This is a genomic window from Chryseolinea serpens, assembly GCF_900129725.1.
Lineage (GTDB): Bacteria > Bacteroidota > Bacteroidia > Cytophagales > Cyclobacteriaceae > Chryseolinea > Chryseolinea serpens.
In genome coordinates this window covers 674,335-694,736 of record NZ_FQWQ01000005.1, presented here as the reverse complement: position 1 = coordinate 694,736, position 20,402 = coordinate 674,335, and the positions used below count along the sequence as shown (strand labels likewise).

General features: G+C 53.3%; 16 protein-coding genes. 9 read left to right on the top strand and 7 right to left on the bottom strand.

All coding sequences use genetic code 11. The features are described 5' to 3' along the window. Positions 1-335: 335 nt before the first annotated feature. The 9 genes from BUB30_RS31055 (at position 336) to BUB30_RS31015 (ending at position 10,089) form a co-directional block, all read left to right on the top strand. Complete coding sequence (locus tag BUB30_RS31055; protein WP_073142344.1) at positions 336-2,330, top strand: BatA domain-containing protein; 1,995 nt, start codon at positions 336-338, stop codon at positions 2,328-2,330. Positions 2,331-2,377: 47 nt separating this feature from the next. Next, positions 2,378-3,637: a dihydroorotase gene (locus tag BUB30_RS31050; protein WP_073142342.1), complete on the top strand. Its 1,260-nt coding sequence runs from the start codon at positions 2,378-2,380 to the stop codon at positions 3,635-3,637. Positions 3,638-3,644: 7 nt separating this feature from the next. Then, complete coding sequence (locus tag BUB30_RS31045; RefSeq protein ID WP_084138489.1) at positions 3,645-4,178, top strand: DUF4199 domain-containing protein; 534 nt, start codon at positions 3,645-3,647, stop codon at positions 4,176-4,178. Further along, positions 4,175-4,711 (top strand): DUF4199 domain-containing protein, encoded by a 537-nt coding sequence (locus tag BUB30_RS31040; protein WP_073142339.1) that lies wholly within the window; start codon positions 4,175-4,177, stop codon positions 4,709-4,711. The genes BUB30_RS31045 and BUB30_RS31040 overlap by 4 nt, the downstream gene beginning before the upstream one ends. 8 nt (positions 4,712-4,719) lie before the next feature. Then, positions 4,720-5,718: a glycosyltransferase family 2 protein gene (locus BUB30_RS31035; RefSeq protein WP_073142337.1), complete on the top strand. Its 999-nt coding sequence runs from the start codon at positions 4,720-4,722 to the stop codon at positions 5,716-5,718. Positions 5,719-5,898: 180 nt separating this feature from the next. Beyond that, entirely contained in the window at positions 5,899-6,870 is a 972-nt protein-coding gene (locus BUB30_RS31030) for a glycosyltransferase family 2 protein (RefSeq protein ID WP_073142335.1), read from the top strand. Positions 6,871-6,956: 86 nt separating this feature from the next. Beyond that, complete coding sequence (locus BUB30_RS31025) at positions 6,957-8,171, top strand: OmpA family protein (RefSeq protein WP_084138488.1); 1,215 nt, start codon at positions 6,957-6,959, stop codon at positions 8,169-8,171. A gap of 111 nt (positions 8,172-8,282) precedes the next feature. Beyond that, positions 8,283-9,059: a hypothetical protein gene (locus BUB30_RS31020; RefSeq protein WP_073142332.1), complete on the top strand. Its 777-nt coding sequence runs from the start codon at positions 8,283-8,285 to the stop codon at positions 9,057-9,059. Positions 9,060-9,081: 22 nt separating this feature from the next. Then, on the top strand, positions 9,082-10,089 hold the full coding sequence (locus tag BUB30_RS31015; RefSeq protein ID WP_073142330.1) for a tetratricopeptide repeat protein: 1,008 nt from the start codon (positions 9,082-9,084) through the stop codon (positions 10,087-10,089). Here the strand turns inward: BUB30_RS31015 and BUB30_RS31010 are convergent, their stop codons facing one another. The 7 genes from BUB30_RS31010 to BUB30_RS30980 form a co-directional block, all read right to left on the bottom strand. After that, the gene (locus BUB30_RS31010; RefSeq protein ID WP_073142328.1) at positions 10,090-10,374 is read right to left on the bottom strand and encodes a GNAT family N-acetyltransferase; all 285 of its coding nucleotides are present in this window, start codon (positions 10,372-10,374) and stop codon (positions 10,090-10,092) included. Positions 10,375-10,378: 4 nt separating this feature from the next. Next, on the bottom strand, positions 10,379-11,509 hold the full coding sequence (locus BUB30_RS31005; protein WP_178377239.1) for an MFS transporter: 1,131 nt from the start codon (positions 11,507-11,509) through the stop codon (positions 10,379-10,381). 137 nt (positions 11,510-11,646) lie between these two features. Next, positions 11,647-12,747 (bottom strand): DUF4249 domain-containing protein, encoded by a 1,101-nt coding sequence (locus BUB30_RS31000; protein ID WP_178377238.1) that lies wholly within the window; start codon positions 12,745-12,747, stop codon positions 11,647-11,649. Positions 12,748-12,805: 58 nt separating this feature from the next. Next, positions 12,806-15,211 (bottom strand): hypothetical protein, encoded by a 2,406-nt coding sequence (locus tag BUB30_RS30995; protein WP_073142322.1) that lies wholly within the window; start codon positions 15,209-15,211, stop codon positions 12,806-12,808. A 20-nt stretch (positions 15,212-15,231) separates the two neighbouring features. Next, positions 15,232-16,365, bottom strand: a complete 1,134-nt coding sequence (locus BUB30_RS30990) for a DUF4249 domain-containing protein (RefSeq protein ID WP_073142320.1) — start codon at positions 16,363-16,365, stop codon at positions 15,232-15,234. Between the two features lie 104 nt (positions 16,366-16,469). Further along, positions 16,470-17,627 (bottom strand): DUF4249 domain-containing protein, encoded by a 1,158-nt coding sequence (locus tag BUB30_RS30985; RefSeq protein ID WP_073142319.1) that lies wholly within the window; start codon positions 17,625-17,627, stop codon positions 16,470-16,472. Position 17,628: 1 nt separating this feature from the next. Next, positions 17,629-20,400, bottom strand: coding sequence for a TonB-dependent receptor (locus BUB30_RS30980; protein WP_073142317.1), 2,772 nt, complete (start codon positions 20,398-20,400; stop codon positions 17,629-17,631). Positions 20,401-20,402 lie beyond the last annotated feature (2 nt).

The window sequence follows — 20,402 nt, the reverse complement described above, 5'->3', positions numbered from 1 at the left end:
AAGATGATGGCCTGTTTTTAGCCAATTCGTCGTTGAAGGTTCAGGGCTAAAGCCCTTCCGGGGTGGTCTGTGTAACCCCAGCCTAAAGGCTGGGGTTATTGAAATCCAATTATTCCTGAAGGCAAGTCCGCGAGGCAGGATATTTCCAAAAACAACAATGCCCCTCTGGGATCGACCCGAAGGTTCCCTTAAGACTGGGGTTGGTGGTTGAGTCTCGGGGGTCTGATCCCGGACTTTGGTTGAATCTTGTTTGGGGGATTGCTGATGATGGGGTTAGTTCGGTCGTTTATAGGAGCGGGTGTTGGAAGCATCCTTTTTTAATTAGTTTTGTTCGCATGAGTTTTTTATACCCTTCTTTTCTGTGGGCGCTGGGCGCACTTTCCATACCCGTTATCATCCATTTATTTAATTTCAGGAGAACGATCCGGGTATATTTTTCGAATACGCGGTTCCTCCGCCAGGTGAAGGAAGTTACCACGGCCAAGCGGCGCCTGAAGCATTACCTGGTGCTGGCGGCGCGGTTGCTGTTCCTGTTTTTCCTGGTCATTACTTTTAGCCAGCCGGTGATTCCCGCCCGGGAGCAAGTGGGCACGGGACAGAACATTTTGCTGTACCTGGACAACTCGCAGAGCATGTCGGCACTCACCGACGACAAGACGCGGGGACTGGATGCCGGGGTGAGCTTTGCGCGGAGCATCGTGGAGGTATTTCCGCCCGATACGCGCTACCGGCTGATCACAAACGACTTTTCGCCTTTTTCAAACACCTACAAAACCAAGGCCGAGGTGCTGGACCTGCTCACGCAGATCCGCCTTTCGCCCGTGAGCCGCTCGCAGGTCGAAATACAAGAACGCATCCGCCAGGAAGGAGCCAAACGAGGTCGCGAGATCTTTTGGATCTCCGACTTCCAGAAGTCCACCCTGGGGCAGGTGACCGCCCCCGACACCACAGCGCGGCTGCACCTGGTGCCCATTGCCTATGGCCAATTGTCGAACGTTTTTATCGATTCGGCCTACCTCGAGAATCCGTTTTCGGCCGGGGGCGGGAAGAACGTGCTGCACGTGAAGGTGCGCAACGACGGACGCAAGGAAGTGACACAGCTCAACCTGAAACTGACCCTGAACGGCGTACAGGCCGGAACCTCGCTGCTGGACATTGCCCAAGGCGGCATGGCCGAGACCACCTTCGACCTCGCCACAGGATTGTCGGGGTTGAACGAGGCCCGGCTCACCTTCAACGACTTCCCGGTGAGCTTTGACAATGAATTTTATCTGGCCCTGAACTTCACCGACAAGATCCGCGTGCTGGAGATCAAGAATACGGCCGCGCCCACGGTGGTTGAAAAAGTTTTTGGAAACAAGGATGTATTTGATTTTGCCTCTTACCCGGTGAACAATTTCAACTACGGCCTGCTGCCCCAGGCCGACCTGGTGGTGGTGAATGGGCTCAACAGCATCGACGCCTCCTTAGGGGGAGCGTTGCGCCGCTACATCCTCGACAACGGCACGTTGCTGCTGGCTCCCGGCACAACACCGGATGTGGAGAGCTTGAAAAATTTTCTGCAATTGGCCACTTTGAAAGATACCGGGAACAAAACCACGCTGGAACTTGACCGGCCCGACTTCTCGAATCCCTTTTTCGAAAATGTTTTCGAAGAGCGGTCGGTTTCCCTGGCCATGCCCAAGGCCATACGCCGGCTGGATTGGGGAGGCGACAACTCGGCCTTGCTGAAATTCAAGGACGGCCAGCCGTTCCTTTCGCTTTTTCCTCAGCGCGGCAAGGTCTATGTGCTGGCCAGCGCGCTGGACGCTTCGCAAACCGACTTTTTTAACCACGCCATCTTTGTGCCGGTGATGTACCGCATCGCGGCCAGCGGCAAGAAGAACGACCTGAAACCCTACTACACCCTGCTGGAAGATTTCATCACCCTGCATGTAGACAGCCTGAAGGGCGAGGAGCCTTTGCGGTGGGAAGGCCCTGAGGAGGTGATCCCCGCCCAGCGCACGGTGAACGACGACGTTATTTTCGACATCCCCAAATTCTCCATCAGCCGGGGTTTCTATAAGGTGGTGATGCGCCGCGACACCATTAATCTGCTGGCATTCAACCTCGACAAGGCCGAATCGCTGATGGACCAATATTCCGGACCCGAAATGAAGCAACTGCTGGGGGGTGGCGACAACATCACTATTTTCGAGGTTGGTTCGACCGACGCTTTCAGCAAAGAAATAAAGGAGCGATATTTGGGCACCCCATTGTGGAAATACGCGCTTTTGCTGGCCCTGACCTTCCTTTTGGCGGAGATCCTGTTGATCAGGTTTATGAAGTAAAGCAACGCGCTTCTCTTGGGGAGGCAACCCCGTGAAAAATAGTAAGCATGAAGATACTGATACAACACGCTGAAATTCTCGACCCCTCGTCCTCCTTCCATCAAAAAGAAAAAAATGTATTGATCAACAACGGTCGCATCATCGAGATCGGTGATAAGAACTATACGGCCGACAAGGTGATCAAGGCGGACGGCATGAAACTTTCGGCGGGCTGGTTTGACCTGGGCACCTTTGCGGGCGATCCGGGGCTGGAACACAAAGAAGACCTGGAGTCGGTGGCGCGCACCGCGGCCGCCGGCGGATTTACGGGCATCGCCCTGCTGCCCAACACCGTACCCTGCGTACAAACCAAGAACGAGATCAGCTACCTGGTGAAGGGCAACGACAGCCAACTGGTGCAGATCCATCCCCTGGCAGCCGTCACCAAGAACAACAAAGGCGAGGAGTTGACGGAGATGATCGACCTGCACGAAGCCGGTGCAGCAGCCTTTACCGACGGCCTGAAATCCATCTGGCACACCGATATCCTGCTGAAATCGCTGCAATACACCCAGAAATTTAACGGCCTCATCATCGACCATCCCGAGGATATCTGGCTGAACCTGTTTGGCCAGATGCACGAAGGCGTTAACAGCACCATGCTGGGCCTGAAAGGCATGCCGCGCATTGCTGAAGACATTGCCGTGGGGCGCAACCTGGAATTGCTGGCTTATGCCGGCGGGCGCCTGCACATCGCCAAGATCTCGACCGGCAAATCGGCCGACATGATCCGCGCCGCCAAAAAGAAGCTGAACGTCACCTGCGACGTGGCCATCTACCAGCCGCTGCTGGACGACAGCCGCTTGTCGGATTTTGACACGAACTATAAAGTGAACCCGCCCCTTCGCGAGAAGGTGGACAACGAGGCGTTGATCAAGGCCCTGAAAGACGGCACCATCGACGTGCTCTGCTCCGGCCACATCCCGCACGAAGAGGAGAGCAAGAGCCTGGAATTTGACCTGGCTGATTTTGGTATGATCAACCTGCAGACCTTTGCCATGCACCTGGGTGCGCTGGCCGAGCCGGTGGGTTGGGATGCGCTCATCGAGAAAGTGACCGTGAACCCGCGCAAGCTGTTGGGCCTGGAGATCCCAAAAATTGAAGTGGAGGAAAAGGCCAACCTCACCCTCTTCGACCCGGAGCGCACCTGGCTCTTCGACGAAAAGGCGAATTTGTCGCGATCGAAGAACTCGCCGTGGCTCAACCAGCAGATCAAGGGAAAAGCAATCGCGGTCTTCAACAACGGACGGCATAAAATAGAGGACTGAGACGCAGATGACATCGAAATTACTCCGCATTTCCGCGCGGTGGGGCGCAGTGGCCGGTATGCTGGCGTTTATCATGCACGTAGTCATGTTTTACCTCGGCCGGCATCCGCTGCTGGTCTCCCCTTTTCTCGATTTCAGGATTTTATTGTTCGGCGTGTTTGTTTACTTTTCATTGAAGGAATTCAGGGACTACGACCAACAAGGGGTGTTGTATTTCTGGCAGGCCACGTTAGGCGGCACCATCGTGGTGCTGCTGATGACCACCATCACCTCGGCGCTGCTGTTTGCTTTTGGCAGCTGGGAGAAGGCATTTGTGACGGGCTACATCGCGGAGATGACGGCGTATTTGAAAGCATTTCCAAAAGAAGACATTGAACGCATCGGGAAAGACATATATGAACGTAATTTAAAGGGGTTGCCCACGACTAACATGTGGCAATTGACGGTGACGTATTTTACGCAGGGATTGATCATCGGCTTTTTTGTTAACATTATCGTATCGGTAATATTGAGACGACAACCTAAAAACCAATCTATATGACTCAAACTACAGAAACCACATCCCCCACCACGACGCGATCAGTAGGCATTCGATACGGCGTGATTTGCGCCGTGATAAGCATTGTCTATTTTGTCTTCCTCAATGTCGCTGGTTTTGATCAAGCCAAATTTGCGCAAGTGGTGAACTGGCTCATCGGTATTGTCATTGTTATCATGGCCCATAAATATTTTAAAGACAATGGTGACGGCTTCATAACGTATGGCCAGGGCGTCGGCATTGCCTTCTGGATTGGTCTCATTTGTGCCGCCATTGCTTCGGTATTCAGCACGATTTACATCAATTTTGTTGACCCGGAGTTTGTTAATCGTATTCGCGACAAAGCCATGGCCGATATGGAGGCAAAGGGCACGCCCGAAGCCCAGATCGACATGGCCATGAAAATAGTGAACACCATGACCTCGCCTACGGCCTTGTTTTTCTTTGGGCTCGTGTTCACCATTATCATGCTGCTCGTGATCGGCCTGATCCTTTCAATTTTCACACAGAAACCGCGGCCTGAACCCGCTATTTAATTCACGAAATGAATCTTGACATCTCAGTTGTTGTTCCCGCCAAGGACGAAGAAGAATCGATACCGGAACTGTGTCAGTGGATAAGCCGTGTGATGGAAGCACACGGCTTTTCCTATGAGGTGATCTTCATCGACGACGGCAGCACGGACAACACCTGGCAGCAGATCGCGGCCATCCACGAAGCCAACCCCAACATCAAGGGCATCCGCTTCAACCGGAACTTTGGCAAATCGGCCGCACTGCAAACGGGCTTCCGCGCCGCGCAGGGAAAAGTGGTCATCACCATGGACTCCGACCTGCAGGACAGCCCGGACGAGATCCCAGCCTTGTACAAGATGGTTACCGACGATGGCTTTCACCTCGTGTCGGGCTGGAAGAAAAAACGCCACGACCCGATCTCCAAGACGGTGCCCTCCAAATTTTTCAACTATGTGACGCGGAAGCTTTCGGGCATACCGTTGCATGACTTCAACTGCGGACTCAAGGCCTATCAATCGCGCGTGGTAAAGAACATCACCGTGTATGGCGAAATGCATCGCTACATTCCTGTGATCGCCAAGTGGGCGGGCTTCACCAAAATTACCGAGAAGGTGGTGGAACACCGCGAGCGCAAATTTGGTGTGACCAAATTCGGCTTGGAGCGTTTCATCAACGGGTTCCTCGATCTGATCTCCATCACGTTTGTGAGCCGCTTCCGGCAGAAGCCGATGCACTTCTTTGGCACCTGGGGAACGCTGTCGTTCCTGGTGGGCTTTCTGTTTACGTGTAAGCTTTTTTATGATAAGATGGATGCCATCTTCATCTCCCGAATTCCTGTGAAACGCGACATCACGGCACAGCCCATTTTCTATCTGGCGCTGGTGGCGTTGGTCATCGGCGTACAGCTTTTTGTGACGGGCTTCCTGGCGGAGATGTTTGCTATGCAGTCACTGTCCAAGCGCGACTACCTTGTTATCGATAAGGTGGGGTTGCCTGAAACGGAGCAACGGTTGAAGTTACAGGAGTAAGTCGGGCGTTTCCCCGAGAAATCATTTTTAACCGCCTCACCTTCGCTAAGGCTACGGCGAGCAAAGAAAGGCCCTCCTTTACTGAAGCTACGGCGGGCAAGCAAGCAAGCAAGCAAGCAGGCAAAGGGCTTCACCTTGGCATGTCTGTGCTTCTTCGGATAGTTCTGCTTATTTTGCCGCATGGCAGCGCCACGCTACTCGATCATCATTCCCGTTTATAATCGTCCACAGGAAGTGGACGAGTTGTTGGCCAGTCTCGTGTTGCAGACGGTGAAGGACTTTGAGGTGATTGTGGTGGAGGACGGTTCGACGTTGCGCTGTGATAGCGTCGTCGATCTTTATCGCGACAAATTTTCCATTCATTATTTCTTTAAGCCCAACTCGGGGCCTGGACCGAGCCGCAATTTTGGCTACGCGCAGGCGCGGGGTGAGTATTTTATTGTCTTCGATTCCGATTGCATCATTCCGCCGGGCTATCTGGCTTCGGTTGAGCGTTCCCTGCAGGAAAACGGGTGGGATGCCTGGGGTGGTCCTGACCGGGCGCATGAGAATTTTACGCCGGTGCAGCGCGCGATGGGCTATACGATGGCTTCGGTACTTACCACTGGAGGGATCCGCGGCGGGAAGCAACAGGCGACAAGGTTTCAGCCGAGAAGTTTCAACATGGGCATCTCGCGGAACGTGTTCACACAGACCGGGGGATTCAAGCTGGATCGTTTTGCAGAAGACATCGAGTTCAGCATTCGCATGCGCACGATGGGTTTCAAGGTGGGGCTCATCCCGGAGGCGTTTGTCTATCATAAACGGCGCACCACCTTCCGCCAGTTCTATCACCAGGTGTCCAACTTTGGCAAAGGTCGCATCCAGATCGGCCGGGTACATCCAGGGGCCGTGAAGCCCGCGCATTGGTTTCCTGCGCTTTTCCTGCTAGGCTCGGGGGCATTGCTTGTTCTCCCGTTCATTAGCCTCGCACTTTTCGGTATCGCCGTTGGCTTTTTCGTGGTTTATTTGCTAGCCATCTTCATCGACTCACTACGACAGGGTAAAGATCTCACCGTAGCCTTCTTGTCGGTGCCTGCCGCCCTGCTCCAGCTGTGGGGCTATGGGATCGGTTTTTTGAAAGAAAAGTTCAGAAATCATACACCCAGGTAAACCAATAAATGTGGCGAATAGCTTGATTAGACTAAAAAATTAGATATTTTTAGAAAATATTCGCCCAAATATACGGTAGTCCTTACATGAAGAACCTAACTAGAAGTGCCCTCGTTTTCGGGCTTTTTTGCCTATCCCTCCCGTTGTTTTCCCAGGATTCTAAAGAGCTTGCTCCCGGCTATTATGTCGTGATCAACGCCTATGCACCGTCGCGTGAGAACGTGGCGCAGAACTACGTGGAGGTCCTGAAAATGAAGGGTAAGGAGGCGCACTACGGATTCAATTCGGGCCGTGGGTTTTTCTTTGTCTATCTGAAATATTTTGAGAGCCTGAGAGAGTCGTTGCAGTACATGACGACGGCACGCAATACGCCCGAGTTCAAAGATGCCTGGGTACGTGTAGTGCCCGGCGATATCACACCACACAACGCCGCTGTGCCCAACGCACCGGCTCCTGAAATGCCTGCGCCTCCCAAGACAACGGCCGTGGCCACCGCACCCCAGGAAACGCAACCCGCTCCTGCCGTGGAGACCACCGAACCAGAGATCACCGACAATCCCGAGATTGTGCAACACAAGGTCATGACTCTGGGCAACACCGAAGTTTTCCTCAGTCTTTACAATGCGCGCAACAACCGCATCGTGAATGGCGAGGTGCAGGTAATCGATACGGACCGTTCACGGCTCATCACCAGCGTGAAAGGAAATGAATACCTGGTGTTGCCCGATCCGAAAAGCAAATCGGGACAACTCACACTGGTTTGCGAGGCGTTCGGTTACCGGAAAATTCAACAAGAGATCAACTACCCGCTGCCACTAGCCGATACGGTGAAAAACTACATCGAGCTGATGGGTACCACGCTGGTGGTCGACTTCGACCTGGTGCGCTATCACAAGGGCGACATCGCCACCTTGTATAACGTCTACTTCTACAACGATGCAGCGCTTATGCTGCCTGAGTCTAACTATGAGCTCAACAGTTTGCTGCAACTCATGCAAGAAAATCCAAAATACAAGATCCGTCTTCACGGCCACTCCAATGGCAACTACCATGGCAAGATCCTGACGGTGGGTCCCGACAAGAAATTCTTCTCACTGGAAGGCGCTCATGAAGGCATGGGGTCGGCCAAAGATCTTTCGTACAAACGTGCCGAAGTCATCAAAGACTACCTGGTCAGCAAAGGCATCGACGCGACGCGCATGGAAATAAAGGCCTGGGGCGGGAAGCGTCCTATCTATGACAAGAACAGCGTGAACGCCAAGAAGAATGTTCGCGTGGAGGTGGAAATGCTGGACGAATAAGAAACTTTTCTCGATTGGAGCCCCGCTGGAAGCCCTGTTTAGGGCTTTTGGCATTTATGGACGATTTTTATTTTGAAATGTATTTTATTTGTTCCCCCGAGCCACGGCCCTATGACGAAAGTATTGAAGAGCTTTTTCCTGATCATCAACTACAAGACGCTGATCATTACGACCCTATCGGTCATTTCCACCTCTGTGTGTTTTCATTATGGGCTCATCGCCAAATTCCCCGACATGCTGGTGGGAGTGGCTATCGTGTTCCCGGTGGTGTTCTCGATTGGGTCGGCGTATAATCGCAGGGAATTGGCGCTCCAACGCTTCTCCGATTTCAAAGGCCATGCCATCGCCCTCTACTATGCCTCGCGCGACTGGACCACCGACAAGGACAACGACCTGCCCGAACAAACCCGCGAGATCGTCACGGAGATGATCCGCCTCATGCGCACCATGTTCACGTCGTTGCACCGGCGCGAATGGGAAGAGAACGAGCAAAAGATCTTTCAGTATTTCTCGCGCCTTTCGGCCCTCACCACCTCCTATAAACACTATGGCATTCCCAGCGGCGAGTTTTCGCGGCTGAGTCAATACGTGAGCAAGATGATCATCGCCTTCGACAACCTGAAGATCATTCACGTCTACCGCACGCCCATCACGTTGCGGGCCTACAGCAAGGTGTTCATCTATGTCTTCCCGATCATCTACGGTCCCTATTTTGCCAGCACATTCAAGGACTTTTCGGCGTCGCTGGAATATGTCATGCCCGTGTTGTACAGCTTCATCCTGGTGAGCCTCGACAACATCCAGGACCACCTCGAACACCCCTTCGACGAATTGGGCGAAGACGACATCCGCATCGACGAGCGCGAAGTGATCCGTCACATGGAGTAAAAATTCTGCGTACCTTGAAGGTATGAACGACGGCACCTCTCCCGGTCCTCAACCCACCAAGGCCCGCCTGTATTTCCTGCTGGGATGTACGGGGCTTTTTTTCATGGCGCTGTTGTGGTCGGTCGACCGTTCCGTGGTGGCCATTTTGTTGGGCTTTGCTGCGATATGCTTTCTTCTGGCGTTCAACAGCCGGCCTGCGTCAACGCCGCGACGCCAGGGTCCTGTCTTTCAGAAACAAAGGGACTATACGCCCGCGACATTCCTTTCCGTGTTGTTCGGGCGATTGCTAAAAGGGCAACAGACCAATTACCCACCACCCAATCCCCGGCGCCGAAGCGCGGCGGTAGTGATCATCTTTGTTGTTTTTGTATTCACCATTATCCTGGTGGTCACCCTGTCTTCCTTGTTTTCGGACGACGGCTCCCTGGAGGCTTATGGCTATTTTCAAACGGCCGATAATCATTATTACAACCAACAATACGATTCCGCCCGCATGAACTACCGGCGGGCCTGGCAAGTGAATCCAAAATATGCGGAAGCGTATCTTGGTTACGGAAGGACGCTCTTCTTACAAAGCCAGCCCGACTCGGCCATCATCCTGTTCGACCAGGCGCTGGCCATCGACCCGGGGTTGAAAGAAGCTTCCTATGGTAAGGCCGAGGTGTTCGCCGATCAAAAAAAATATGACGAGGCCATCGCCATCCTAAAGCAACTCGCGGCGGACTATCCGGACTACGAGGATGCCCGGCAGGCGCTGGCGGATTGCTATTATAGCCAACAGAAATTTGACGCAGCGTTGCCGCTCTATGAAAGCGTGTATGCCAACGAAAGTTCGCGCAGTCATATTCTGTGTTATATCATGGCTTATATCTACGACTCAAAGGGCAACACGCAGAAGGCTATACCCCTCTACCAGGAGGCCCTTCAATACGACAGCACCGTGGTGGACATCTACGACCGTCTCGGCGAACTCATGCCCGGTGAAGCCGGCAACGTTTACCGCACAAAAGCTGTCACGTTGAAACGCTGATCATTTATCGAGCACATCCTGGTACTCGGCCACGCGATCGAACACCGACTTGGCAAAGGGGCAGAGCGGAAATATCTTCAGGTTATTTTTACGGGCATGATCGACAGCCGCTGCGACCAGTTGCTTGCCTGCATTTTTTCCGCGCAACGCATCCGAGACTTCTGTGTGATTGATGATGATGCGGGTGTCGCCTGCCTTGGTGAAGATCATTTCGGCCAGGCGCTTGCCATTTTCCTCTATATAAAAATATCCCCGTGTGCCTGATTCTTCCAGTTTTATGTCCATGTGTTTATTTTGGTTTGTATCGAATTCCCAACACGGTCATCACGATAAAAAGGGCGGCCACCACGCCCAGCGCTACGCGCAGGGTTTGCGCGTCGGCGATGAAGCCGATCACGGGTGGGCCAATGAGAAATCCGGAGTATCCCACGGTGGTGACCATGGCCAACGCCACGCTTGAAGGAAGCTCTCGCGTATTGCCGGCGATGCTGTAGGTGATGGGCACGATGGTGGAGAGGCCCAGGCCCACAAGAAAAAATCCGGCAAGCGAAACATAGGGCAGCGGGATCAGGAGGGTCAGTGAAAGCCCGGTGAAGGCCAGCGAACCACCGAGAATGATCATTTTTCGATCGCCAAATTCCGCCCGTGCACGATCACCAAAAAATCGTCCTAACGTCATCGCTGTGGCAAATGCCGAAATTGCGATGGGTCCCAGCTCCTTGGGGGCAAGAGCGATGTGCTCCATAAAGTTTGCGGTCCATTCTGACATGGCCCCCTCTCCCATCATACAACAAAAAGCGATGACGCCGATGCTGATCAGTGATCCATTGGGTAGCCGAAACAAAGGCCCTTCGGCATGTGCTCCGGGATCTGGTCGATCGTGTATTAAATTCCTGCTGGCCCACGCTACAGCCGCCAGGGAAATTCCTGTCACGATCAGGAAATGTGATTCCAGGTTAACCCTCGCCATCGAGAACAATGCGGCCGATCCTCCGCCCAGCATCATGCCCAGGCTAAACCAGGCGTGAAAGGAGGTCATGATGGGACGTTGGTATTCCCGCTCTACCATCACGGCCTGCGCATTCATGGCTACGTCGAACATTCCGGTGACAACGCCCATGCAAAAATAGAGCGCCAACAGCGCAGGAAAGTTAGGCATGAGGGGGACCAGCGGCACGATGGCCGAATAGAGGATCGCCGTGAGCAACGAGATGCTGCGACTTCCATTTTTAATGATCACCCACCCCGCAAACGGCATGGCCACAACGGCCCCGATAGACAATGAGAACAACACCAAGCCGATGTCGCCATTGTCGGCCCCGTAGAGTTCCTGGATGCGTGGCAGCCGCGACACCCAGTTGGCCAGGATAAACCCATTAACAAAGAAGGCAATCTTTACAGCGATTCGATGACGCAGCACGGGGTTGATGTTTTTTGATACTTCAGGCTACTGCTAAGGTATGATTTTCCCGCAAAGACCTGGAATGAAAAGATTTTCTCCTGGGACAAATGTTTTAGACAAGAGGCCGCAGAATCGTGCGGGAACAGGCCTGGTCGTTACCAAAAATCAGGCTTTTGAGTTACGCCGCCCACTTCGCGGCAGTCCATGCAAATGGCGCTCGTGGATATGTATCCTTCCGGTAAACCCATTCCATAAGGATATACCAGGAGCGTATAGTCCGGTAAGGCTTTAACGGCTCCGAGTTTAATCGAATCCGATGGACAAAAATAATGGGGATAAATGCGGATATCAACGGGCAACTCATCGTGACGGATGAAGATCCTCTCTTGTCGCTCTTCGCCTGCGCTAAAGAAACCGAGAATGGGTTCGTGGGCATCGGTCGTACTATGAACATTGCCCTCTACCTGCGACGGCATGGGGTCGAAGAGCCCACCCAGGCTCTCCGTTGTTTTTTGAAGTTGCGTCCAAAAGACATATGCTTCTTTGGAAATTGCACGCTGCCGCACCAGGATGCTGTACCGGATGGAAAGTTGTGGCGTACCTGCGGGGATCACGATCAACGGAAAATTGCGGATGGCATTGATGGAAAGATTTTCGGAAGACGCTATAAAAATATTGGTGGAAGGTTGTGTCGTCCAACATTGGTCCAGGCGTTCGGATAGGGCTAACGGTCTCGGTTCATGGGCCATCATGATATACCCTGCCGGAAACTGCGCGTGATGTTCGTATGTTTCGACATAATCCCAGTAGAAGTATCTGGCTTCTCCAGAGGCATCGTGTGTGTTGACATAGATGGTCAGGTTCTGGTTACCAGCCCGCCAGGCCACACTGTCGATCTCAGGCGTTTTAATCACATTTACAAAGTCTGAAAAATATTCCTTTCCGCCAGATGTCTTGATATGAAGGCGGTATTGTTTTCCAATGTCCACGCTCAATCCCGCCCTGGCATAGTTGCCATCAGGGGTGCCGTTCAACGTGACCGAAGCTCCGTTTTGCTCCTCCAGGATTACCGTAGCATCTAGCTCGGGTGGCGGAGTGCCTGCGCTGTCGAGGGCGATGGCGTGTGAAAGGCGTACGGCAATGGAAGAAGACGTGGAGCTCAGGAAACCATCGACCACCAGGATGTCGACATCGCCCTTCACATCCGGGGGTGAATACGGATCCAGGCACCCGAAAAAAACAAGCGCGGGCAACAAGCCGATTACGTTATATCTTTTTATAAAGATCATCTACAAAAGAACACTCACCCCTACATCAATGATCAAATTGCTTCACCTGGAAAGCATACACAGCCGACCCCGAAAGCCCATCCGCAGTCATGCCACGGATCACGATGTTATAATCACCGGCCACATCGGAGGTGTAAAATTCAAGATGTTGTTTGCCCTCCCGGGTCACCACCTGCGGCGCCCAGAACAACACGTTGCGTTGGTCGGGCCAGCGGCTCTCGCGTTGTTTTGGTGTGTCATAAGGAGGTGAATAAAATTCGCGTTGAAGCTGCAGTCCCTCGTAGTTGACCACCACACTGCGTGGATCCAGTGCAAAGCCGGCCAGGTCGCCCGTGTAGGTGGTGTAGCTCACGAGCCCGGTCATGGAGACGTTGCCCAGGTAATAGCGGTGCGTGAATACGTCCAGCTTTTTCACTTTCAAGGGATCGAACTCCATGATCTTGTCGATATCGAATACGGGCACGCCGTCCAGCAACACCAGCGGGTCGTCGTTGAAGACGCTCTTGTGGGCGTCGTTGAGATTCATAAAATGAAACCCATCCCGGCGCTTGCGCACCAACACGCCGGGCACGTATTCCCGCATCACTTCTTCCATAACGGTGAAGCGGGTGTAGTCGTCAAGGAGGTAGGAAGCATCGGGCTTTCCATAAAAATTGGAGCTATCCCTCACGGCATTGGCAAGGGGCGCGCGATCCTGGTAGAAAATGTCCTGCACCTGCATGCTCATGTTGCGCGAAAGCAATCGTTTTTCCAGCGCGGAAGAAAAGGTGAACGGTGCAAATTTGAGTGGTGCAAATTTATCTGAGAAAGGATTGTCGATCGTGATGCGGCCGACGCTCATGCTATCTTTTTCGGTATTGGTTTGAACGATCACTTTTTTGGGACCGATAAAATCCCTCACTTCATAATACACCTCACCCTTGTTGTTGCTCACCGATGTGTAGAGCTGAATTTTCCGGCTGGGCGACGACAAGAAGGTCGTGATGCCGCGTGCGCTGCCGCCGATCGGATCAAAGACATGGCCGGTGATGAGGTGCCCGCGATACTCCGGAACAAAGGTGAGTGCCGGCGCTGTACCCAACACGTCGCTCCAGTTGAATCGCCGCCAGCCGTGGGTGAGCATTAAATTGTCGGTGGCGAGCGCGTCGGAGCCGTCCATGTAGTATTCCGCCGATTCAATGGCTCCTTTCAGATCGGAAGAGAGCCAGAGGAAGGAATAAATATCTTGTTGAAGTGGCCCCTGCAGCGAGTCCGTTTTATAGACGGCCACGGAGAGGTTCGATGTCACGGGTTGATGTTGTGCATTTTGCGCGGTGAGGTCGACGGAGACTTTGCGCCGGATGCCAAATTGGGCTTGGCTTATTTCTGCGCCCAGCGTTAGTTTTTTATCCGGTTGCGTAAAATATAAACGTTCGCATTGTGGATGAAGATCGCTATCGATGAGCGTGATGTGCGAAATGCCGGGCTGCAGGCTCTTCTTTGGGATGGCAATGGTGACCTGCCCATGTTGTAGAAAATAAAGTGAAGCCGTGGACACGACGTTGCGGGCGTGTACAAACAAATACACCACCGGCGCGGACGATACGACGCCTTTCTGGATTATTTTTATCGACAACAGATCGTTAGTGCTGTCTTTCACCTGCAGCGCATAGCCGGCATCCAATGCAGCAGAAAGCTTGACGGTGTTCTTCCTCCCCTGATCATCGGTGATCACGGCCCGGTATTCCGTTCCTGGAAGGGGTGTGAAGGAAAAATTTCCTATGCCAAATTTATGAGGCTCAAAACGGGCGACGGTGTCGTTCTGCTGATTCAGCAACGCGCCTTTGCACACCAATCCTTTACCGGTTTTATCCGTGACACGGAATGCCACTTTGCCTGGAACACCGTTGACCAGGTTGCCGCCTTCCGGGAAAAACTGAATGTCGGGTGCGGCGGCGGTGGGTTTATCCAGATCGAGTTTCCGGAAGGTGTTGACAATGGTGATGGGGGTGTGGAAATAAAATTCGGGCGCAAAGTTTTTCATCCAATTCGTGTACACGCGCACCACATAGTTTCCCGATGTGATCGACGCCGGCAGAAACACGGAGCCATTCCCCACACCGTCTTGCAAAGCTACCTTGGTCTGCACCACGGCTTGCTTGTCTTTGTCGATCACTTCGAGGTAGGCCACTTTGCTGATATCTGAAGGCCGGTGTCGCGCGCCGTCGACGAGGTAAAGTTTGAACCACATGGTTTCGCCGGTCAGGTAGAGCGATTGATCGAGGTGGGCATACAATTTTTCCTGCAGGTGATTGATGCGATAGCGGTCGAATTTCCGTTGGAGTGAGTCGAGCCCCGCTTGCTGCGCGGATGTCGCGGTTACCAGCAACGTCATCATCACCCCGAGCGAGAGGCGTGTATGGAAAAGCGAGATGATCTTTTTTACGTTCATGAAAGTTGCTGCATTTCTTATTACCAAAAATCGGGCTTGTGTGTTACGCCCCCCTTGACCCGACAATCCATACAATCAATTGTCGTCGAAACATAGCCCAGGGTGACCGGAACGCCATAAGGATATACGAGAAAGGTGTGGTCTGGAAGCGATCTGACAATGGGCATCTCAATAGAATCCAATGGACAAAAGGGAAGCGGCATCCTCCGGATGTTGTCGGGCAGATCGCGGTTGTTGATGAAGATCCGTTGTTGCTTTTCTTCACCAGCACTGAAGAAGCCCAACACGGGTTCGGTGGCGCTGGTAGCGCTGTGAACGTTGCCCACCACTTCCGAAGGCATGGGGTCGAACAATCCTCCCAGGCTTTCCGTTGTTTTTTGCAGTTGCGTCCAAAAGGTATAGGCCTCTTTGGAGATCGTGCGTTGGGTCACCAGCAGGCTGTAGCGTCTGGAGATCTTGCTGGTGCCGGCGGGAATCACCACCAAGGGAAAATCGCGGATGAGATCGACAGAAAGACGTTCCGAAGACGTGACCAGGATGTTGGTCGACAGATTCGTTTTATAGCAGATGTCCACCCGTTCATCCACTGGCAAATACGTAGGCTCTCCATTTATTACTTCGTAACCCGCCGGATAGGGTGCGGAGTATTCGAAGGTCTCGACATAGTTCCAGAGATAGTATTTTGAGTTCCCGGTGTCGTCGTGCGTGTTCACATACAGCGTAAGATCCTTGTCGCTCGGCCGCCAGGTCACGCTATCGATGTCGGGTGTTTTGAGCACGTCGACATAGTCGGAGTAATATTCTTTCCCGCCAAGGGTCTGGATGTGGACGCGATATTTTTTGGATGCATCGATGGTCAATCCTGTGGCCGTATAGTTACCATCCGTGCCACCGGATAAGATCACCGCGCCGCCGTCGCTTTCCTCAAGCCTGACATTGGCATTTTGCTCAGCGGGAGGAACACCGCTGTCGTCCAGCGCCACGGCATGCGAGAGCCGCACGGCGACAGAGGATGACGTCACGCTCAGATAACCATCCACCACCAGCAGGTCGACATCGCCGGTCGTGGCCGGCGGTGAATAAGGGTCGAGACAACTGGAAAACAGAAAGGCCGCCAGTGCGTAAACAGAGATATGTTTTTTTGTAAACGTCATACGGCAAAGTTCAAATCGATCTGTTCAATAGTCCGCGGCAAAAATTTCTCTAGCATCATGGTTTCTTCTTGTATCATTCTTCCTTCCATCATTTCATACGGCGTTCAATTCCAGAAATCCGGTCGCTTCGTCACACCGCCCTGCACGCGACAATCCATACAGATGGGCATCGCCGTGGTGTAGCCTCCCGCCGTTCCCGGTCCGTTCGCGCCCACCGGGTAGATCAGGTACGTCTTGTCGGGGAGCGCTTTGATCAACCCGAGCAACACGGTGTCGATCTCGCAGCCTTGCGGCTTGGGGGTGACCCGCTGCAACTCCTCGGGCAATTCATCGTGTTTTATGAAGATGCGTTTCTCGCGCAACTCTCCTGCCCCAAAATATCCCAACACAGGCTCCCGGGCATCGCGTATATTATGTACGTTGCCCACCACCTGCGAGGGCATGGGGTCGAAAAGACCGCCTATATTTTCCGTGGTGTTTTTCAGCTGTTGCCAAAATGCGTAGTGCTTCTCCGACACCACCTTCAGCTTTACCAGAATGCTATAGCGGATCGACAGTTTGATGGAACGCACCGGCATGAACACAAGGGGGTAGTCGAGCATGGCATCGACGCCCAGATTTTTTGTCGAATGCAAAAGAATAGACGTCGCCGGCTTTGTGGCCCAGCAGCGATTCACATAGTCCTCCTCGCGTAACGGTACGACTTCACCTCTTTGGATTTGATAGCCGGGCGCATAGGTCGACCGGTACTCATAGGTCTCAACATAATCCCACAAGTAGTACCTGCCGTTTCCCGTGGCGTCGTGTGTGCTGGCGTATACCGTGGTACCCGCCGCCGTGCCATGCCAGGTAACGCTGTCGATGTCGGGCGTAGGGTAAACATTTTCATAGTCCGACACATATTCGCTGCCTTGTTGCGTGGTGATGTGCAGGCGATATTGTTTGTCGGGGTCGATGGTAAGGTCGCTTGCCCTGTAGGAGCCGGCGATCGTGTCGGCTGTCAGGGTGATCGTGGGGCCATCGCTTTCTTCGATAGTCACTTTGGCATTCTCTTCCGGGCTGGGCGTTTCCGTGGCGGCAAGCGCGATGGCACGGGTCAGACGCACCGATGCCGCGGAACGTCCATGGTCGAGAAATCCTTCCACGACCAAAATGTCGACGCCGGTGTCGGCGTCGGGCGGCGCATAGGGCTCCAGACATCCCGACATGATCATGGTCATGCAGGTGTAGTAGAAGAGTCCATATGGTTTGCCGGCCTGCATCTTAGAATTTGAAGTTATACGTCACCGTCGGTATCGGTTGGGCGAACACGGAAAGCTTGTAGCCCTTTACCTGGCCATTCTCCGAACGGAAGAACACCGAGTAGGCATTGGCGCGACCCGTCAGGTTATACACAGCAAACGTCCACGAGCTGTGGGCCAGCTTCTTGATCTTGTGGTTGCCTTCGATGTTGATGGAGATGTCGGTGCGGAAATAGTCGGGGATCCGGTATTGATTTCGGTCGGAGTAATAAAGCCGGTAGTTGCCGCCCAATTCATATTTGGCCAGCGGCAACGTGATGGGCCGCCCCGTGCTGTAGGTCATGTTGAGTGAGAAATTGAAGCGACGGCTGAATTTATAGTTCCCCACAAAATTCACGGCATGCGGCTTGTCATAATTGCTCGGATAATAATCACCCTTGTTGACGACCTCCGACGCATACGGGCTCACCGTTTGCAGGAACGAGCGCGAATACGTATAGCTCAACCAGCCATTCAACTTACCCGCCGCGCGTTTCAGCATAAACTCCACGCCGTAGGCCTTGCCCCGCGAATCGACGACGTCCGTTTCGATGTGCTTGTTCAGCAACAACACGGCGCCACCTTTAAAGTCGAGTGCATTCTGCGTGGTCTTGTAGTAAGCTTCCAGCGAGATCTCCAGCGAATGTTTCCGGGTATTCTTGTAGAAACCCAACGACACCTGATCGCCCACTTGCGGTTTGATATACGCGTCGCTTAATTTCCAGATATCGGTCGGCGTCATGGCCGTGGTGTTGGACAGCATCTGGATGTATTGGCGCATCCGGTTATAGCTGAATTTCACCGACGCATTTTGCGACACGCTGTAGCGGATCGAGAACCGTGGCTCCGCACCGCCGTAGGACGCGATGGATTTACCACTGCCGTAGTATAGGCTGTCGGTGATGGAACTCTCCGAACGCGGAATGCCGTTGGCGTATTGGTACACATTGCGCGGCCCCAGGTATTCATAGAACGAATAGCGAACCCCTCCATAGATGGAGAGCTTGGGCGACACTTCGAAATTGTCGCCAATATAAATCGCGTTTTCCTGACCTTGTTCGTGTTGCAGGGCCATTGTTTTCTGTGTCGACTGCTCGCCTTTGGGCGCAATGTGGCCCGGCTGCAGCGAATAGCGGACCACGCTCACACCGGCATTGATGGTGTGCTTGGCGTTGAGAAAATAGCTGAAGTCCACTTTGCCGTTGATCTGCTGGATGGAAAAATTCATATCGAATGCTTCCACCGGATTCAGATCGCTGCTCATGGTATAGCTGTATTTGCTGATCCCTCCCGTGGCCACCGCATAAAGCTTGTTATTGAAAATATGCTTCCACTTGATCGACGCATTGCGATCGCTATAGGCATAGGACGTGTCGGTGTTGAGCTTGAACTTGTCGTGGCTCATGTAGCCCGACAGGTAAAGATTGTTCCGGTCGTTGATCTTGTGGCTCACGTTGAGGTTCACGTCATAGAACGACGCCTGGCTGTTCTTTAAGCGTTCGTTGTGCAGTTGGCGCAAGATCCAGTCGGAATAGGTTGAGCGGGCGCCGATCAGGAACGAGGTCTTTTCTTTGATCAGAGGGCCCTCGAGGGTGAGCCGCCCCGTGATGGGACTGATGCCCCCGGACCCTTGAAATTTTTTCAGGTTGCCTTCCCGCGAAGAAACATCCAACACCGACGACAAACGTCCGCCATAGTCGGCGGTGATGCCGCTTTTATAGAGCTCCACATTTTTCAATACGTCGGGATTGAAGGTGGAGAAAAATCCAAAAAGGTGCGACGGGTTGTAAACCACGGCGTCGTTGAACAGGATCAGGTTTTGGTTGGCCGCGCCGCCGCGGACGTTCAGGCCCACCGTGCCCTCGCCCACGCTCTGCACGCCCGGCAAGGCCAGCACCACCTTCATGATGTCGGTCTCACCCAAGGCCAGTGGCATATTTTTCATTGTCTTGATGTCCAGCTTCTCCATCCCCATCTGCATGCCCATCACCCGAACGTCCTTGTCGGACTCCACCACCACTTCTTTCAGCGGCGTAACGTCCGGGTCCAGTTCGATCTCCAGTTTACCGTCGGCATAGAGCATGATCTGGCGTACGGTGCTCTTCATGCTGATGCTTTTGATCTTCAGTTCGTGGCGTCCCTTGGGCAGGGTGATGGCGTAGTATCCGAACTGATCGGTGATCACGCCGATCAACGGTTTCTCTATATACACGGTGGCGCCTACGAGCGGCTCGCCATTTGTCACGTCGCGCACGTGGCCGGCCATGGTGGCGTTGCCCTGCAGGTTGCTGCTCTTGGGACCGATCGCGTAGAGCTTGCTCTCCACCAACTTTTTCTCCTTTTCCCGTTTTTCGTAGGCGGTGTAGTCAAATCCTGACGCCAGCGTCTGCTGCGAGGGTGCAACACCCGTATCAAAAAAATCTACGGGCAAGTCGGTCATGATGTCGCGGCCTTCCGTCACAAAAATATTCCCTTGAGGGTCTACGGCGAAATGCAGTTGCGTGCCGGCCAGCGCATGCCCCAGCACGGCGTTCACGTTTTGATTCTGCGCCGACAGGGTGATCTTCAGGCTGTCGGTTGTCCGGGGATTATAATAGAAATGATAATCCGTTTGCGACTCGATCGCATCAACGAGCTGCTTGAATGGAGCGCCGCTTAACTCTACGTTGATGAGTCCCCGTTGTTGACCGTTGGCGGTCTGCGTCAGGGCCAGCATGGCTATCCCACAAATAATAAACGTGTAAAGTGTCTTCATGC

Coding starts and splice junctions, on each gene's coding strand:
- BUB30_RS31025 (WP_084138488.1), top strand. CDS start 6,957: ATGAAGAACCTAACTAGAAGTGCCCTCGTTTTCGGGCTTTTTTGCCTA.
- BUB30_RS31035 (WP_073142337.1), top strand. CDS start 4,720: ATGAATCTTGACATCTCAGTTGTTGTTCCCGCCAAGGACGAAGAAGAA.
- BUB30_RS31050 (WP_073142342.1), top strand. CDS start 2,378: ATGAAGATACTGATACAACACGCTGAAATTCTCGACCCCTCGTCCTCC.
- BUB30_RS31010 (WP_073142328.1), bottom strand. CDS start 10,374: ATGGACATAAAACTGGAAGAATCAGGCACACGGGGATATTTTTATATA.
- BUB30_RS31015 (WP_073142330.1), top strand. CDS start 9,082: ATGAACGACGGCACCTCTCCCGGTCCTCAACCCACCAAGGCCCGCCTG.
- BUB30_RS31040 (WP_073142339.1), top strand. CDS start 4,175: ATGACTCAAACTACAGAAACCACATCCCCCACCACGACGCGATCAGTA.
- BUB30_RS31020 (WP_073142332.1), top strand. CDS start 8,283: ATGACGAAAGTATTGAAGAGCTTTTTCCTGATCATCAACTACAAGACG.
- BUB30_RS31030 (WP_073142335.1), top strand. CDS start 5,899: ATGGCAGCGCCACGCTACTCGATCATCATTCCCGTTTATAATCGTCCA.
- BUB30_RS30985 (WP_073142319.1), bottom strand. CDS start 17,627: ATGCAGGCCGGCAAACCATATGGACTCTTCTACTACACCTGCATGACC.
- BUB30_RS31055 (WP_073142344.1), top strand. CDS start 336: ATGAGTTTTTTATACCCTTCTTTTCTGTGGGCGCTGGGCGCACTTTCC.
- BUB30_RS30980 (WP_073142317.1), bottom strand. CDS start 20,400: ATGAAGACACTTTACACGTTTATTATTTGTGGGATAGCCATGCTGGCC.
- BUB30_RS30990 (WP_073142320.1), bottom strand. CDS start 16,365: ATGACGTTTACAAAAAAACATATCTCTGTTTACGCACTGGCGGCCTTT.
- BUB30_RS30995 (WP_073142322.1), bottom strand. CDS start 15,211: ATGAACGTAAAAAAGATCATCTCGCTTTTCCATACACGCCTCTCGCTC.
- BUB30_RS31045 (WP_084138489.1), top strand. CDS start 3,645: ATGACATCGAAATTACTCCGCATTTCCGCGCGGTGGGGCGCAGTGGCC.